Genomic DNA, 17,367 nt, shown 5'->3' on the forward strand with positions numbered 1-17,367 from the left:
GGCCGAGCGCGACCGCCGGATCCGCCCCGACGGCAACAAGCAATACCGGCGCATGGCCGGGGAGTTCGGCTCGTACGCCCAGGACCCGTATGTGGAACCGGGTTTCACCCGGGAGCCGCTGCACGACCGGGTCGAGGTGCTGATCATCGGGGGCGGATTCGGCGGTCTGCTCGCCGGTGCGCGGCTGCGGCAGGCCGGTGTGCGGGAGATCCGCGTGATCGAGCAGGGCGGGGACTTCGGCGGGACCTGGTACTGGAACCGTTATCCGGGTGTCCAGTGCGATATCGAGTCCTACGTGTATATGCCCCTGCTCGAGGAGGTCGGCTACGTACCACGGTGGCGCTACGCGCCCGGCGAGGAGATCAGACAGCACGCACGGGCGATCGGACGCCACTTCGACCTCTACCGCGATGTCCGCTTCCAGACCCAGGTGACCGAACTCCACTGGGACGACGTCGAGTTGGCGTGGACCGTGCACACCGACCGGGACGACCGCATCCGGGCGCGCTATGTGGTCATCTCCAGCGGAACACTCAGCCGGGCCAAACTCCCCGGCATCCCCGGGATCGAGACCTTCCAGGGGCATACGTTCCACACGAGCCGCTGGGACTACGACTACACCGGCGGCGACGCGAGCGGCGGTCTGCGCGAACTGGCCGACAAGCGCGTGGCCCTCATCGGCACCGGCGCGACCGCCATCCAGGCCGTGCCACATCTGGGGCGCGACGCCGAACAGCTGTATGTGTTCCAGCGCACGCCGTCCTCGGTCGATGTGCGCGGCAACCGCCCCACGGATGAGGGCTGGGCCGCGTCGCTCACGCCCGGCTGGCAGCGGCGCCGCAGGGACAATTTCCTCGCCGTCGTCACCGGCGGGCAGGCGGACGAGGACCTGGTGGACGACGGCTGGACGAGCGCCGCGCGGCTGCAGCAGAAGCTCATCCCGACCGACAGCTACGCGGACCTCCCGCCCCAGGAGCGCGAACGCCTCTACGAGCTCGCCGACTTCCAGAAGATGAACGGGATCCGCGACCGGGTGGACTCCATCGTCGAGAACGCGGCGACGGCCGAGGCCCTCAAGCCCTGGTACCGCTATATGTGCAAGCGCCCCACATTCAGCGACACCTATCTGGACACCTTCAACCGGGCCAATGTCACGCTGGTGGACACGGCCGACCACGGGGGAGTCGAGCGCATCACCGAGCAGGCCGTCGTGGTCGGCGGGGCCGAGTACGAGGTCGACTGCGTCATCTTCGCCACAGGCTTCGAGGTCGGCGTCTCCGGGGTCACCTCCGGACTCCTCCCGGTGCACGGCCGGGGCGGTGTCACCCTGACCGAAACCTGGAGCGGCGGCCCGAAGACACTGCACGGCTTCTACAGTCACGGCTTCCCCAACCTCTTCCAGTTCGGCCCGCTGCAGAACGCCAGCGCCGTCAACTATGTGCACATCCTCGATGAGCAGGCCATTCATGTCGCCGAGGTGCTCGCCGAGGCGCGCAGGCGCGGGGCCCGCTATGTCGAGCCGACCGCCGAGGCCGAGACGGCGTGGCGCGCCACCATCCGTGAGAAGGCGGCGGACCTGTACGCCTTCCATGCCGAGTGCACCCCCGGCTACTACAACAACGAGGGCATGCCGAGGGAGCGCAGCGAGTCCTTCGGCGACGGGCCGATCGCCTTCCATGAACTGCTCAGGCGGTGGCGCGCGGACGGCGGCATGGACGCCGTCCTGGTCCCCTGAAGCCGATGTGTGCCACTTATGTACAAGGAGCGGCGATGCACCCCAGCCGGTTCGACGACACCGGCCGTACGCAGGCCACGAGCGACCGCCTGGAGGTGCGACGACTCACCCGGGCGAACCGGCTGTGGGGTTCCAACGGCGTCACCTTCGGCCCCGATGGGCGGCTGTACGTGGCGCAGTTCCTCGCCGGGCAGATCAGCGCCGTGGACCCGGCCTCGGGTGACATCGAGGTGGTGGTGCCGCTCGACGGCCCGGTGGAGGCCCCGGACGATCTGGCCTTCGGGGCGGACGGCTCGATGTACATCGCCGATCTGACCCCCGGCCGGGTGTGGCGGCGCGGCTCCGAGGGCGATTACACGCTCGTCTCCGACCAGGTGTCGGTGCCCAACGGCATCACCTGCGTCGGCGACCGCCTCTTCGTCAACGAGATGAAGATGAACGGCCGCCTGATGGAGCTGTTCCCGGACGGCGGCGACCCGGCGGTGCTGACCGGCGACCTGGCCCTGGGCAACGCGATGCAACTCGCCCCGGACGGCTGTCTGTATTACCCGCAGATGATGCGCGACCAGGTCTGGCGGATCCCGCCCGACGGCGGGGTGCCCGAGCTGGTGGCCGAGGAGGTGGACGACCCGGTCGCGGTGCGGTTCGACCGGGGTGGCGTCCTCGTCGTCCTGTCCCGTGGCAGGGCCGGGCTGGTGACCCGTATCGATCTGAACACCGGGGCCCGGTCGGTCGTCGCCACCGGCGTCGTGGGGCTGGACAACGCCGCGTTCGACCACGAGAACCGCATGTTCGTGTCCAGCTTCGCCAGTGGCGGGATCGCGGAGGTGCACACCGACGGCAGGACCCGGGTGGTGGTCCCGCAGGGGTTCGACGGGCCCTTCGGCATCACGGTCGACCTCGGGGGCACGGTGTACGCGGCCGACCATTTCCGGCTGGCGAGCCCCGATGCCACCGGCCATGACGGGCAGGAGCCCGGCGTCGCCACCCATGAGCTGATGTACGCCGTGCACAACGTCACCGCCGACGACGGCCTGCTGCACCTCACCTCACAACTCGGCGATGTACGCACCCACGACCCCGTGAGCATGACCATGCGGATGCGCGCGACCCGGCTGGACCAGCCCACCGGAATCGCCGTCGCGCCCGACGGCGCCCTCGTGGTCGCGGAGACCGGTGCCGGGCGCGTCCTGCGCATCGATGACACCGGCACGCTCAGTGTGCTCGCCGAGGGACTCGACCACCCTTTGGACGTCGCTTTCGACGGCCAAGGGCGCTGCTACGTGAGCGACGACCGGTGTGGCGCGGTGCTCCGGCTGGAGCACGGCGAGGCGGTGGTCGTCGCGGACGGGCTCGGCGAACCGCAGGGGCTGGCCGTGCGTGGCGACGAGTTGTTCACGGTGGAGGTCGCGCACCGGCGGCTGCGGGCGATCTCGCTCGCCACGGGCGAGAGCAGGATTGACGCCGAGGACCTGGCGGTCGGCCTGCCGCCCGGGATCACACGCACCGAACCCGAGCCGACTCCCGGAGTCCCCGGCCGCCCGCGCCAGTTCGCCGGCCTCGCCGTCGCACCGGACGGGGCCCTCCTCGTATCGGCCAACGGGGAGGGGAGTGTGCTGCGTCTGGACGCGCGTGCCGAGTGAGCCGCCGCGGCTACAGGATCCCATCCGGGATGATTTTCCCTCCTTCGTGTGATCTTCCAGTTACATACGCCCATGTGTTGGTCTGTTCCTGAACACTGGACGGACAGGGGAGGCACACCGAGGAGGGGGATATGGCGGGCGACACGGTTCTGTTCGCGGTGCGGGAGCACCCCGGGGACGACACGGTCGGAGCCGAGCAGCTGCGCAGGATCCGCAAGGAGCTGGAAGCCGACGGCTTCGCCGTGCGGTGGGCCGGCACCGGCGCCGACGCCCGGACGGTGCTGCGCACCGAGGCCGGTCTGGCCGCCGCGCTGGTGGACTGGGGACTCGACTCGCGCGGCGAACCGGGTGGCGAGTTGGGTGGCGCGGCGGGTGGCGCCGCGGTGCTGCGCCAGGTCGGTCGGCGGTTCCAGAATCTGCCGGTCTTCCTGAGCGCGGCCGATGAGAGCCTTGAAGAACTGCCGCTCTGGGTGTCGGAGACCGTGGTCGGCTATGTCTGGCCCACGGAGGACACCGCCGCCTTCATCGCCGGGCGGATCTCCAGCGCCGCCCGCGCCTACCGCGAGGCCGTTCTGCCGCCGTTCTTCAAGGCGCTGCGCCGCTTCGACGATACGCATGAGTACTCATGGCACACCCCGGCCCACTCCGGCGGTGTCGCCTTTCTGAAGTCACCGGTGGGCCGCGCCTTCCACGACTACTTCGGGGAGCGGCTCTTCCGCAGCGATCTGTCGATCTCGGTCGAGGCGCTCGGTTCGCTGTTCGAGCACACGGGTCCGATCGGCGACGCGGAGCGGAACGCCGCCCGGGTCTTCGGCGCGGACCTCACCTACTTCGTCCTTCATGGCGATTCCACGTGTGACCGCCTGGTCGGCCACTTCAGCGTCACCCGGGACGAGATCGCGCTGGTGGACCGGAATTGCCACAAGTCGGTGCTGCACGGTCTGGTCGTCTCCGGCGCCCGGCCGGTCTATCTGATCCCCACCCGCAATGGCTACGGACTGTCCGGGCCGCTGCCTCCGGATGAGATCCAGGCGGGCACGGTGGCCGCCCGGATCGCGGGAAACCCGCTGACGCGCGGTGCGCTCTCCGCCGAGGCGCAGTACGCGGTCTTCACCAACTCCACCTACGACGGGCTGTGTTACGACGCCGTGCAGGCCGCCCGAGGGCTCGCGGCCAGCACTCCACGGGTCCACTTCGACGAGGCATGGTTCGCCTACGCCCGTTTCCACCCCCTCTACGCCGGGCGCTATGGCATGTCGGTGGGGCCCGACACCTTCCCCGGGCCGGACCGGCCCACCGTCTTCGCCACCCAGTCCACCCATAAGCTGCTGGCCGCGCTGTCGCAGAGCGCCATGGTGCACATCAAGCCCGCGCCGCGGGCCCCGGTGGAGCACGACCGGTTCAACGAGGCGTTCATGATGCACGGCACCACCTCGCCGCTGTATCCGATGATCGCCTCCCTGGATGTCGCCACCGCGATGATGGACGGACCACAGGGCCACTGGCTGATCGACGAGGCGGTGGCCGAAGCGGTCCGGTTCCGTCAGTCGGTGGTGCGGATCGGGCGCCGCATCAAGGCCGCCGGGGACCGCCCCACCTGGTTCTTCGGAATCTGGCAGCCGGACACGGTGACCGATCCGGCCAGCGGTGAGCGGCTGCCCTTCGACGAGGCCCCGGCCGAGCTGCTGCGCACGGACCCCTCGTGCTGGGAGCTGGAACCGGATGCCGAATGGCACGGTTTTCCGGCGCTCAGCGAGGGCTACTGCATGCTCGATCCGCTCAAGGTGACCGTGACCTGCCCAGGGATCGACGCAGGCGGCCGGATGGCTGATTGGGGCATTCCCGCCCGGGTCCTCACCTCCTATCTGGCGACTCGGCACGTGGTGGTCGAGAAGACGGACAGCTACACCACTCTGGTCCTGTTCTCCATGGGCATCACCAAGGGCAAATGGGGGACGCTGCTGGACGCACTGATGGACTTCAAGGCTCTCTACGACGAGGACACACCGCTGGACCGCGTCCTGCCCGACCTGGTCGCCGCGTACCCCGGCCGCTACACCGGCCGGACCCTGCGTGAGCTGTGCCAGGAGATGCATGACCAGCTGCGTGAGGTGAGCCTGGTCCAGCTGCTGGACACCGCCTTCCAGGAGCTGCCGGAGCCGGTCGTCCCGCCACAGCTCTGCTACCAGCGACTCATCCGCGGTGGCACGGAGCGGGTGCGGCTTTCCGAGGCGGCGGGACGGGTGGCCGCGGCCATGGTCACCGTCACTCCACCCGGTATCCCGGTGCTGATGCCCGGCGAGGGCATCGGCACGCCCGACGGCCCACTGCTGCGCTATCTGACCGCGTTGGAGACGTTCGACCGGCGCTTTCCCGGATTCCGCAGCGAGACCCACGGCGTGACCCTCGACCCGGAAACCGGCGACTACCTGATCGAGTGTCTGTCCCGGGGCGAGGAGGTCCCCAGAGCGGCCCTGGGCGATGCGCGCGACCTCGCCGTCCCGGCTCCGGCGACGGCTCCGGCCGCAGCCCCGGCGAAGCACCCCTGAATTCGCCGGCCGCGCCCGCCGCCGAGTCGGCCACCGCTCGGACCCCTCAGGACAGGTCGACCCACACCTTTCCCGACGCGGTGTACGCCGCGGTGAATGCCTCTTGGACGTCGTCGAGGAGGTAACCGTCGCTGACCACCGCGCCGAGCCGGGGTGGGGTCTGGGACTCCAGCGCGCTGACGGTCTGTGCGAAGTCCACCGGGTGGTCGTAGATCATGCTGCCGATGAGGGTGATCTGCCCGGCCACCAGATCGCGCGGCGAGACCCCGAGCGGGGCGGTGTTCATCCCGATCAGCACGGCGGTGCCGTGTTTGGCGAGCCGTCGCAGCCCCTGCTCGATGACGCCGGGGGCTCCGGAGGTCTCGAAGAGACAGGGGAGCCCGTCCGCGTCCGGCGGCAGGGGCGTCGCGCCGAGGGAGCACGCGCGGTCGAGCCGGGCCTTGTTGGGCTCCTGGACGAACACCGTCACCCCGTGGCCGACCAGCGCCTGGCACAGCAGCAGACCCTGGGAACCGGCCCCGATCACCAGACAGCTCTGCCCGGGTGCGATCCCCGAGCGCCGCATCGCCGCCCGTGCCACCGTCGCGGGCTCCACACAGACCAGGTCCTCGAGGGGCAGATGTGAGGCGACCGGCCACACGAACCCGGCCGGAGCGACCACGTAGTCACTCAGCAGACCGGGGACGGTCAGTCCCACGGCGGCCCGTCCCTCACAGGCCGACGTGCGTCCGGCGCGGCAGGGTTCGCACGTCAGGCAGCAGTAGTCCGGTTCGATGACCACGTCCTGGCCGATGCGCAGACCGCTGACCTCACGGCCCAGCTCGACGATCCGCCCCGTCCCCTCGTGGCCCAGGACCCAGGGCAGGCTCGGTGGTCGCCGGCGTCCCGTGTGCACCGCGAGATCGGAGCCGCACAGCCCCGTGCCCCGCATACGGATCAGCACATCCCCCGGGCCGCAGGACGGCTCCGGCACGGACACCACGGACAGCGCGCCGGGCTCCGTCAGCACGGCGGCCCTCAAGGGAACGCCTGCTTTCCGATGGGACGCGCCGTCGGCATCATGCCAAGAGCGTGCCACACATGATCCGCGCGGCGGTAGACCACACCACCTGCCCCGCGCCACCAGCCCGCGCCACCGGCCCACCTGACCGAGTCCCCGGCCACCGCACACCTCGTACGCGTACGCTGTGGGCGCAATCGACGTACCTGAGTAAGGAGTTGGAACGGCCATGTCGGACAGCACCCTGGCCCCCGATATCGATCAGGCCCTGTACGCACTATCCCCGGAGGGGCGGAAACTTCTCTTCACCGAGGCCAAGACGGCCTATGACTTCAGCGACAAGCCGGTGGGCGACGACCGTCTGCGGGCCATCTACGAACTGTTCAAATGGGCGCCGACGTCGGCGAATATCAATCCGCTGCGCATTCTGTACGTACGCACCGAGGAAGGAAAGCAGCGGCTGCTGCCCGGGGTGGCGCAGCCCAATCAGGAGCAGACCGCCTCGGCCCCGGTCACCGCGGTGCTGGCCGCGGACACCCGTTACCCGGAGTATGTGCCGTTCCTCGCGCCGTCCAACCCGCAGTTACAGCAGATGCTGGAGGCCAACCAGGAACTGCGCGAGACCCACATGGACTTCAACGCGGTACTCCAGGCGGGCTACTTCGTGCTGGCCGTCCGCGCGGCGGGGCTGGCTGCCGGACCGATGAAGGGTTTCAACGCCGACGCGGTGGACAAGGAGTTCTTCCCCGATGGCCGGTGGCGGTCGCTCCTGTTGGTCAACATCGGCTACCCGAGCCCCGAAGCCTTCCGGGACCGGCTTCCTCGGCCCTCGTACGAGCAGGCGGTACAGCTGGTCTGATATCAGCGGAGTGATGTGAGGCGCCCACCTCCATGGGATCAGGCCACCTCAGCCGCGGTGACCTGATCCCCCTTCGCGACGGGCGGGGAACCCGCCGCATATGTCGCCTCGCCCAGCGGCGGTACACCGAGCCCCGTACGCGGAACCCAGCGAGCACCGTCGACTTTCGGCCCAATCACCGACCCCCACCCCCTCGCCTACACCGCCCGTACGGTGCCTTCCCACGGCGGCGAGGGCCACGTAGCATCGGCCGAAAAGTGCGGCGTGATCGTTTCGTGATGTACGACTCATTCGCTTGACAGCGCGGTGCGCCGGGACCTACGCATAGGACCCGAGAGTGCCCCCTACCCGGTGCATGTCGCCCCCTACTCGATGCATGTCACAGCCACCAAACGTTGTTTGCATGCTGTTGAAACACAAGACTCCGGCCGGCTCGCGTCTTTCCCTCATCCATTTCTCTCCCCCTGGCGGTAGGCCACGGGCATCAAGGGTGGACAACGCACCTGTGCCGCTGAGGAGATCTGCCTGCTCGTCATGCGCTTTCGCGCGGGCACGCCCCATAAGCGGCCGCGCGGATGGAGGAATGTCAGAAAGCGGTGTGCCTGTGAGCTTGTTGGAATGCCACGATTCCACGGCCGGCGCCGGTCGGTCGGCGATCGGTTTCCGGAGGGACCAGGAGGACCGGGGCGACGAGGGGGACCGCGCGCCCGGCGGGGCGCTCCCCGATCTGGTCGAGCGCGATGACATCCTGGCCCGTCTGGGCCGGCTGCTCGCCGATGCCACGAGGGGCAAGGGGCAGCTGGCCGTCGTGGACGGGCCGCTGGGGAGTGGCAAGAGCAGGCTGGTGCACGAGTTCCTCGAATCCCTCGAACCGGGCGGCGCCCGCGTGCTGAGGGCCACCGCCTCGCTCCGCGAGCACCTTCTGCCGTTCGGCGTGGTGACTCAGCTCTTCCACGGCATGACGATTCCGCCGCCCAGCCGGGACCGGGTGCGCGCCCTGCTCGCCTCGGCGGTCGAACACACCGTCACCGAGGGGCGGTTAGCCGGGGGTGGCTGGGAGACGCAGGTCGTCGACGTCTTCCAGAAGCTCACCGTGGAGCTGGCCCATCTGGCCGAGACCACCCCCTTGGTGATCTGCGTCGACAACGCCCACTACCTGGACCCGCCCTCGCTGCACTTCCTCGCCGGCATCGTCCCGTGGCTGCATTCCGCCCGCATCCTGGTGCTCCTCACCGATGACCACACCCTGCGATGGCCGCGTTCGCCCCTGCTGGCCGGGCTGCTCTCGCAGAGCCCCAACGCCCACCGGATCGCCGTGCGGCCCCTGAGCCGCAGCGGGGTCGACGCCCTGGCCGTCCGGCTGCTCGGACCGCACACCGCCTCCCCCCGGCTCACCGCGGAGCTCCACCGCATCAGCGGCGGCAACCCGCTGGCCGTACAGGCGCTGATCATCGATCAGCAGGCGGGCGGCGCCTGCTATCCCGAGGGCTACGGACGGGCGCTGCTCGAGCTCGTGGCGCACTCGCGGCCGTCGATGCTGTCCGTGGTGCGCGCCCTCGCCGTGCTCGGTGGTGCGGCGCCGGTGGCGGACGTGGCCCGGCTGGCCGGGGTGGATACCACGGTGACCGGCTGGGCCCTGCACGCCCTGGTCAGCGCCGGACTGCTCACCAAGGGCCAGGCGTTCCGCCATCCGGTGGCCGCCAGCGCCGTGCTGGACGACATGCCCGCCGACCGCCGGGCCGCACTGCACCGGGCGGCCGCCGAGCTGCTGCACGAGGCCGGGGCACCCGCGCTGACGGTGGCCGGGCAGTTGCTGAGAGCCGCGGACCCCGGTGCCGACTGCGCCACCGAGGTGCTGGTCACGGCCTCCGACGAGGCGCTGGCGACCGGCGATGTGAGCACCGCACTCAGCTGCTTGGACCTCGCCCAGCACACCCGGGCCGACGCCCCCACCGCGGCACGCATCCGCGCCCGGCTCAGCCGACTGGAGTGGCAGCTGAAACCGCAGGTCGCCGTCCGCCATCTCCGCCCCCAGCTACGTGACTTCAGCGCGGGCCACCTGGACCGCCGGGAGGTCTCCGAATTGGTGCTGGGTCTGGCCAAGGCCGGTGCGCTCGATGAGCTGACCGCCCTGCTGGACGCCCTGCGCGCCCGCGCCCACCGGGGCACCGGCTCCGGAACCGAGGACATCCGCCCCCTGACGAACTGGGCGGCGATGGCGTACCCCCTCCACACCGGGCTGCGGAAACTGGCCCACTCGGTGGCCGCCGCCACCCCGGAGGCCGCCCCCTGTCACGACCCATGGCTGCCCTCGGCGGTCAGTCTGGCCGACGATCTGGTCCGCGGACGCGACGACCAGCTGACACACCGCGCCGAACTGCTGCTGCGCACCTTCCACCTCGACCACGGCTCGCTGTGGAACGCCGAATCCGGAGCGCTCGCCCTGCGCGCGCTGCTCCACGCGGGCCGCCTGGACGAGGTCGTGGCCTGGTGCGAAAAGCTCGAGACCGAGGCCGCCGCCCACCAGGCCGTCGCCTGGCAGGGGAAGTTCCTCGCCATCCGCGCCGAGGCCCAGCTGCGGCAGGGGCATCTGATCTCCGCCCACGACCTGGCGGCCCGCGCCATGGCCCTCGTACCGCCTCAGGGCTGGGGAGTCGGCCTGGCCGGAGTGCTGGGCTGCGCCATCCTGGCCGCCACCCGGTCCGGCAGGCTGGAGCAGGCGGAGAAGTACGTGGCGCAGCCGATCCCCGAGCAGGCCCTGCACAGCCGCCACGGCGCACACTATCTGCACGCCCGGGGCCACTACCGGCTGGCCACCCACCACCCCCAGGCCGCGCTCGCGGACTTCCTGGCCTGCGGCAGATTCGCCGAGACCTGGCAGACGCCCGGCGGCGACGTGGTCCCGTGGCGCACCAGCGCGGCCGAGGCATGGCTGGCACAGGACGACCAGGACCAGGCCAAGCGTCTGGTACGGGAGCAGATGGCCCGGCTGCTGCCGGGCCCCTCGCGGGCCCGCGGGTTGTCTTTGCGCACCCTGGCGGCGGTCAGCCGGGTCACCCGCCGCCCGCAACTGCTCACCGAGGCCGTCGACATGCTCAAGGACAGCGGCGACGACTACGAGCTGGCGCGTGCGCTGATCGACCTCAGCACCGCCTTCAAGGACACCGGGGACCAGCGCAACGCCCGCCGGGTGGCACATCGCGCCTGGCACCTGGCGAAGCAGACCGGGGCCGAGCATCTGTGCCGGGAGGCCGCGCTCGACCCCATCGACCCCGAGGCCGCGATGTCCGCGCATCAGCGTCAGGACGGGCTGTCCGCGCTCACCACACAGGAACGGAGGATCGCGCTACTGGCGGCCAAGGGCTACACCAACCGCGAGATCGCCGCCAAGCTCTACATCACCGCGAGCACGGTCGAGCAGCACCTCACGCGGGTGTTCCGTAAAGTCAACGTCAAGCGGCGGCAGGATCTGCCGCACTTCCTCTAGCCTTTTCTCACTCTGGTCACTTCAACAGTCCGGACCTGAACTGGTTGACCAACTCGTTGAGTTCACGTGAGGTGCGGGCCGCGCCGTAGATGTGGTGGTCCGGGCGCACCAGCAAAAACCGTGCCCGCGCCGCCTTCATAAGCGGCAGATACACCTCGTCGATGTCGACGGCGGCGCCCGGTGCCGCCTCGGCGCCCTCCGCCACCATGTGCACCACACGCGTCCCGAGCCCGGTGAGGAAGGTGAGCTGGGACTCCTCCAATGCCACGGCCGGATCCGCCGACCCCAGCAGCGCCGGACCGGTGCCCACCACCTCGTCGAACAGACCGGTCACGCCCTCGTGCCGCACCCGGCCCTGGGGCATCACCTCCCCGGCCGGTGGCACCGGCGCCGTGCCGATGCCGGTGTACAGCAGGCCGGTCCGCAGCGGCGGACCCGCGACGCCGTGCTGCCCGCCCCGGCCGGTGTCGGCGCCGCCCGTGAGCAGCGAGGCATCCCGGCTCCCGGCGGCGTCGGTGTCGGTCACACACAGCACTCTGCCCAGCCGCACCGCCGTGTCGATGGCCTCCCGCACATGGTCAACGCGCTCTCGCGGGTAGGTGTCCAGCAACTCCTCACCGGCGGTGCCCCGCAGCACCAGATCCAGCTTCCAGGACAGATTGAGCACATCCCGGATGCCCGCGCACATGCCCTGACCGGTGAAGGGCGGCATCAGATGGGCGGCGTCCCCGGCCAGCAGCACCCGCCCCCGCCGCCACTCGTCCGCCCACGCGGCCTGGAAGCTGTAGACCGTGTGCCGGTGCAGGGTGGCGTTCTCCGGGGTGACATCGAAGCGTTCCAGCAGCCGCCAGGCCGTCTCCGCCCGGTTCAGCTCGGCCACGCTCTCCCCGGGCAGCCGCATGAACTCCCAGCGCCGGCGCCCCGGTCCACTGCCCACCGCCGTCGTCGGCCGGGCCGGATCGCAGTGCTGCACATTGAGCGGGGAGAACACCCGCGGTTCGTGGAGCACCACATCGCACAGCAGCCAGTCGAAGGAGAAGCCGAGATCCGTCCGGCGCACCCCGATGTGGTCGCGGACGAAGCTGTTCGCCCCGTCGCACCCGACCACCCAGGAGGCGCGGCACCGCAGCGGCTCGCCCGCCGTGTCCGTCGCGGTGAGCTCCACCCCGGTGCCGCTGTCCACCAGGCCCGTAGCCTCGTAACCGCGCAGTACCCGCAGGTTGGGCAGCCGCTCGGCGCGGGCGCACAGCACCGCCTCCAGCGCGGGCTGGTGCATCGTGGTCGTCTCCGGCCAGCCGTGCACACCCCGCCCGGCGAGCTCGACCCGTAGCAGGGACCTGCCCTCGGCGTTGCGCCAGTCGTAGGCGTCGGCCGGCAGACCGATCTCCGCGAACGAACCGCCCACCCCCAGCGACGCCAGGGTCCGGGCCGTCTCACCGTCGAAGCTGGTCGCCCGCGGCAGTGTGTACGGCTTCTCCCACCGCTCCACGACCAGCACCCGCCACCCCCGGGTGGCCAGCAGGATGGACAGCACCTGACCGATGGGTCCGTAGCCGACGATGAGCACATCCGCTTCCGGTGTGTCCGGCCCCCGCCCAGAGCCCGCAGAGCGCATCCGCTCCTCCCTCCTCCGGTGCGGCGAACCTATCAGCGGAGGCCGAACGGACCGGGACAAAGGGGGCTTGGTGATCACGAAGTAAGGGGGGATGAGGGGGGTGAATCAGGGGATTCTCCTAGTTTTCCGGTGTGAAGCTGGAATGGGTGAAGCCGTTGACGCGTCACCTGGAACCCTGACCGCAGGGAGGGTAGAGGTGGCATGCTGCGCACCGAACTGATCCGCCCGATCCAGGACCTCCTCACCGAACAGAGCCGCCGCTTCGGCACCAAGACCGCTTACGCCGACGCCCGGCGCGCCATCAGCTACGCCGAGCTGGAGGCGCGCACCCGCCGGCTCGCCGGCCATCTGGCCGGGCTGAGCCTGCTGCCGGGCGACCGCGTGGCCATGTACCTCGGCAACCGCGTCGAGATGGTGGAGAGCTACTTCGCCGTCGTCCGTGCCGGGGGGATCGGCGTCCCGGTCAATCCGCATGTCTCCCAGGCCGAACTGGAGCATCTGCTCACCGCCAGCGGCAGTCAGGTCGTCATCACGGACTCCGCCCACCTACCGCTGCTGCGTCGGCTGCGACCCGGAGCGAGCCCGCTGACCGTGCTGGTGGTGAGGGAGGACCCGGCCCCCGCGGGCAGCCTGTCCTACGAGCGGTTCGCCACCACCGAGCCGGACACACCGGCCCGCGACGACCACGGGCTCGACGACATCGCCTGGATGCTCTTCACCTCCGGCACCACCAGCAAGCCCAAGGGCGTGCTCGCCACCCAGCGCAACTGCCTCTGGTCGGTCGCCGCGTCCTACGTACCCGCGCTCGGCCTCACCGCCGAGGACCGGGTGCTCTGGCCGCTGCCCCTGTTCCACAGCCTCTCCCACATCGTGTGCGTGCTGGCCGTGACGGCGGTCGGAGCGACCGCCCGGATCACCGACGGACACTCCGCCGAGGATGTGCTGGAGCTGTGGGGCCAGGAGCGCTCCACGGTCATCGCGGGAGTCCCCACGCTGTACCACTACCTCGTCCGAGCCTCCAAGGCGCCCGGGTTCACCGCCCCTGACCTGCGGGTGGGCCTGGTCGGCGGCGCCGTGACCACGGCGGCGCTGCGGCGCTCGGCCGAGGACGCCTTCGGGGCCCCGCTCATCGACGCGTACGGCAGCACCGAGACCTCCGGCTCGATCGCCATCAACTGGCCGACCGGGGCCAGGGTCGAGGGCTCCTGCGGACTCCCCGTACCCGGCCTCGCCCTGCGGGTGGTCGACCACCGCACCGGCCTGGACGTGCCCGACGGGACCGAGGGCGAGGTGTGGGTCCGCGGCCCGAACATCATGGCGGGCTACCACGACCAGCCCGAAGCCACCGCCGAGGCGCTCCGGGACGGCTGGTTCCACACCGGCGATCTCGCCCGCCGCGACCGGGACGGCTATCTGACGGTCACCGGGCGGCTCAAGGAACTCATCATCCGCGCCGGGGAGAACATCCACCCCGTCGAGGTGGAGGACATCCTGCGGATGGCGCCCGGCGTGGCCGACGCCGCCGTGGTCGGCAAACCGCACGACGTCTTCGGCGAAGTCCCGGTGGCCTTCGTCGTCCCCGCGCCCGGCGGTTTCGACCCGGCCCAGGCGCTCGCCCTCTGCCGGGAGCGGCTCTCGTACTTCAAGGTGCCCGAGGAGCTGTACGAGATCGAACGGATCCCGCGCACCGCCACCGGCAAGGTCACCCGGCACCGGCTGCTGGACGGCCCGGCACGGCTGCGTGCGGTGGGCAACGCCTACCATGACGCGCTTTTCCGTACGAGGTGGATCCCGCAGGCGTCGGCCCCTCCGCTGTCTGCCTCACGGCCTCGGCCCGGCCGTTGGGCCCTGCTCGGACGGCATGCTCCCGGGCTCGACGGTCTGCTGCGGGCCTCGGGCGGTACCGAGTTGGGCGAGTACATCGACACGGCCGACCTGAGAGCGGCTGTGGCCGCCGGAAATCCCCCGCCCGCCATGGCCCTGCTGTCGGCCCCCGCGGACACCACCGAGGGTGTCCTGAGGGACGTCGAGACGTGGCTGGCCTCCGCCGAGCTGTCCGATGCGGTGCTGGTGGTGGCCACCCAAAGCGCCGTGGCGACGACCACGGGTGAGGACGTGCCGAACCCGGAACAGGCCGCGCTGTGGGGGCTGGTGCGCTCCCTGCAGGCCGCTCACCCCGGCCGTATCGCCATCGTCGACCTCGACGAGCCGGGTGACGAGGCGTGTGTCGGTGCGCTGTTGGCGGCGGTGGCGTCGGGCGAGCCCCAGAGCGCGGTGCGCTCGGGCGTCGCGCTGCTGCCACGGCTTGAACGCGTTGCCTTGGACGTGGGTCTGGGCATGGGTCCGGATGCCGAGCGGGATACGTCTGTGGACTTCGACCCCCATGGCACCGCGGTCGTCACCGGAGTGGACACCCGGCGCGGCGCCGCGATCGCCCGGCATCTGGTGACCGGATACGGCGTCCGCCGACTGCTGCTGATCGCCCCGCCCGGGCAGGGCGGCCTGGCCAACGAGCTGTGTACCCGGCTCACCGACGCCGGAGCCGATGTCCGACTCGTCGAATGTGAGCTGGACAACCGCACCAGACTGAGGCGGGCGCTGGCCAAGGCCACCAGCCCCTTGAGCGTGGTCGTCCACGCCTGGGAGGCCGTGGACGAGCCGTCGGACGGGCGCGTGGCCGCCGAGGCCAGGACGCTGTACGAGCTCACCCGGAACGCCGACCTCGCCGCGTTCGTGCTGTCCTCCTCGACCAAGGGGGTGCTGGGCGCGGCAGGGGAGACCACCGAGGCCGCCTCCGCCGCCTTCCTCGACGCCTATGCCCAGCATCTGCGTATGCGAGGCGCACCGGCCCAGTCCATCGCCTGGGGGCCGTGGGAGGGGGAGACCGATGAGACGGCCGGTGCTCTGAGCTCTCGGGAGGCGCTCGCGGCGCTGGACGCCGCCCTGGCCGTGGACGAGGCTCAACTCGCCGCGATGAAGCTTGACTCGACCGCCGTGCCGACCGCGACGACCTCCCCGCTGCTCCAGGACCTGATCGACATCCCGGCGCGTACCGCCACCGTGGACGAGGCCGTCACGGTCGCCCTGCGGGAGCGGCTGATGGACGCGCACGAGGCAGACCGGGACCGGCTACTCACCGATCTCGTCCGCGAACACCTGGCCGACCTGCTGGGCCTGGCCGGCAAGCAGTCCGTCGAGCCCGAGCGGGCCTTCACCGACCTGGGCCTGACCTCGGTCACGGTGGTGGAGCTGCGCAACCGGCTGAGCGAGGCCACCGGGCTCCGCCTGCCCGCCACCTCCGCCTTCGACCACCCCACACCGGTGGCGTTGGGGAGCGCGCTGCGGCGGGAACTGCTCGGCGGTACGGAAGTGGCGACGGCCCCGGATTCGGTCCCGGTTTCGGCCGTGGTCGCGGGGGCGGGTCTGGTCGATGACCCGATCGCGATCGTGGGGATGGCGTGTCGGTTGCCGGGTGGGGTCGGCTCGCCGGAGGAGTTGTGGGAGCTGGTTCTGGCAGGTGGTGAGGGTATCGGGGAGTTCCCGGCGGATCGGGGATGGGATCTGGAGCACCTCTTCGATCCGGATCCGGATCACGCCGGGACGAGCTATGCGCGTCGGGGCGGGTTTCTGTATGACGCGGGGGAGTTCGACGCGGGTTTCTTCGGGATCTCGCCGCGTGAGGCGTTGGCGATGGATCCGCAGCAGCGGTTGTTGCTGGAGACGTCTTGGGAGGCGTTGGAGCGGGCCGGGATCGATCCGGTCTCGCTACGGGGCCAGGACGTGGGCGTCTTCGCCGGGATGATGCATCAGAACTACGGAGTTGGCTCCACCGAAGGAGCAGCTGCCCCCGCCGGTCTGGAAGGCCACCTCATGACCGGCACCTCGGCGAGCGTGGTGTCGGGTCGGGTGTCCTATGTGTTGGGGTTCGAGGGTCCTGCGGTGACGGTGGACACGGCGTGTTCGTCGTCGTTGGTGGCGTTGCATCTGGCGGGTCAGGCGCTGCGGTCGGGGGAGTGCTCGATGGCGCTGGCCGGTGGGGTGACGGTGATGGCCGGGCCGGACGCCTTTGTGGAGTTCTCCCGTCAGCGTGGGCTTGCTGCCGATGGGCGGTGCAAGTCGTTCGCGGCCTCGGCGGACGGTACGGGGTGGGCTGAGGGTGTGGGTGTGGTGGTTTTGGAGCGGTTGTCGGATGCGGAGCGGCTTGGGCATCGGGTGTTGGCGGTGGTGCGGGGGAGTGCGGTGAATCAGGACGGTGCGTCGAATGGGTTGACGGCGCCGAACGGTCCGTCACAGCAGCGGGTGATCCGGCGGGCGTTGGCGGGTGCGGGGCTGGTGGCGGGCGATGTGGACGCGGTGGAGGCGCATGGGACGGGTACGCCTTTGGGTGATCCGATCGAGGCGCAGGCGCTTCTGGACACGTATGGCCAGGATCGGCCTGAGGGGTGTCCGTTGTGGTTGGGGTCGTTGAAGTCGAATATT

General features: G+C 70.6%; 8 protein-coding genes. 6 read left to right on the plus strand and 2 right to left on the minus strand.

What is annotated here, in order from left to right:
* The 3 genes from GWI24_RS23165 to GWI24_RS23175 all read left to right on the plus strand — a co-directional run.
* Positions 1 to 1,735 (plus strand): NAD(P)/FAD-dependent oxidoreductase (locus tag GWI24_RS23165; protein WP_210947840.1); only part of this gene is annotated, 1,735 nt, incomplete at its 5' end.
* A gap of 35 nt (positions 1,736 to 1,770) precedes the next feature.
* Positions 1,771 to 3,378, plus strand: coding sequence for an SMP-30/gluconolactonase/LRE family protein (locus GWI24_RS23170; RefSeq protein ID WP_210947841.1), 1,608 nt, complete (start codon positions 1,771 to 1,773; stop codon positions 3,376 to 3,378).
* A gap of 131 nt (positions 3,379 to 3,509) precedes the next feature.
* Complete coding sequence (locus GWI24_RS23175; RefSeq protein ID WP_210947842.1) at positions 3,510 to 5,927, plus strand: Orn/Lys/Arg decarboxylase N-terminal domain-containing protein; 2,418 nt, start codon at positions 3,510 to 3,512, stop codon at positions 5,925 to 5,927.
* Between the two features lie 46 nt (positions 5,928 to 5,973).
* Here the strand turns inward: GWI24_RS23175 and GWI24_RS23180 are convergent, their stop codons facing one another.
* Positions 5,974 to 6,936, minus strand: a complete 963-nt coding sequence (locus GWI24_RS23180; RefSeq protein WP_210947843.1) for an alcohol dehydrogenase catalytic domain-containing protein — start codon at positions 6,934 to 6,936, stop codon at positions 5,974 to 5,976.
* Between the two features lie 220 nt (positions 6,937 to 7,156).
* On the opposite strand from GWI24_RS23180, the gene GWI24_RS23185 reads away from it, so the two are divergent.
* Positions 7,157 to 7,786 carry a malonic semialdehyde reductase gene (locus GWI24_RS23185; protein ID WP_210947844.1) on the plus strand — a complete coding sequence of 210 codons (630 nt, stop codon included), beginning with the start codon at positions 7,157 to 7,159 and terminating at the stop codon, positions 7,784 to 7,786.
* Positions 7,787 to 8,390: 604 nt separating this feature from the next.
* On the plus strand, positions 8,391 to 11,273 hold the full coding sequence (locus GWI24_RS23190) for an AAA family ATPase (protein ID WP_210947845.1): 2,883 nt from the start codon (positions 8,391 to 8,393) through the stop codon (positions 11,271 to 11,273).
* Positions 11,274 to 11,289: 16 nt separating this feature from the next.
* On the opposite strand, the gene GWI24_RS23195 is transcribed toward GWI24_RS23190, so the two are convergent.
* Positions 11,290 to 12,888: a bifunctional 3-(3-hydroxy-phenyl)propionate/3-hydroxycinnamic acid hydroxylase gene (locus GWI24_RS23195; protein WP_210947846.1), complete on the minus strand. Its 1,599-nt coding sequence runs from the start codon at positions 12,886 to 12,888 to the stop codon at positions 11,290 to 11,292.
* A 201-nt stretch (positions 12,889 to 13,089) separates the two neighbouring features.
* Between GWI24_RS23195 and GWI24_RS23200 the strand changes: the two genes are divergently transcribed.
* A partial coding sequence (locus GWI24_RS23200) for a beta-ketoacyl synthase N-terminal-like domain-containing protein (RefSeq protein WP_210947847.1) occupies positions 13,090 to 17,367 on the plus strand: 4,278 nt, incomplete at its 3' end.

The organism is Streptomyces sp. MK37H, assembly GCF_018035285.1.
Lineage (GTDB): Bacteria > Actinomycetota > Actinomycetes > Streptomycetales > Streptomycetaceae > Streptomyces > Streptomyces endocoffeicus.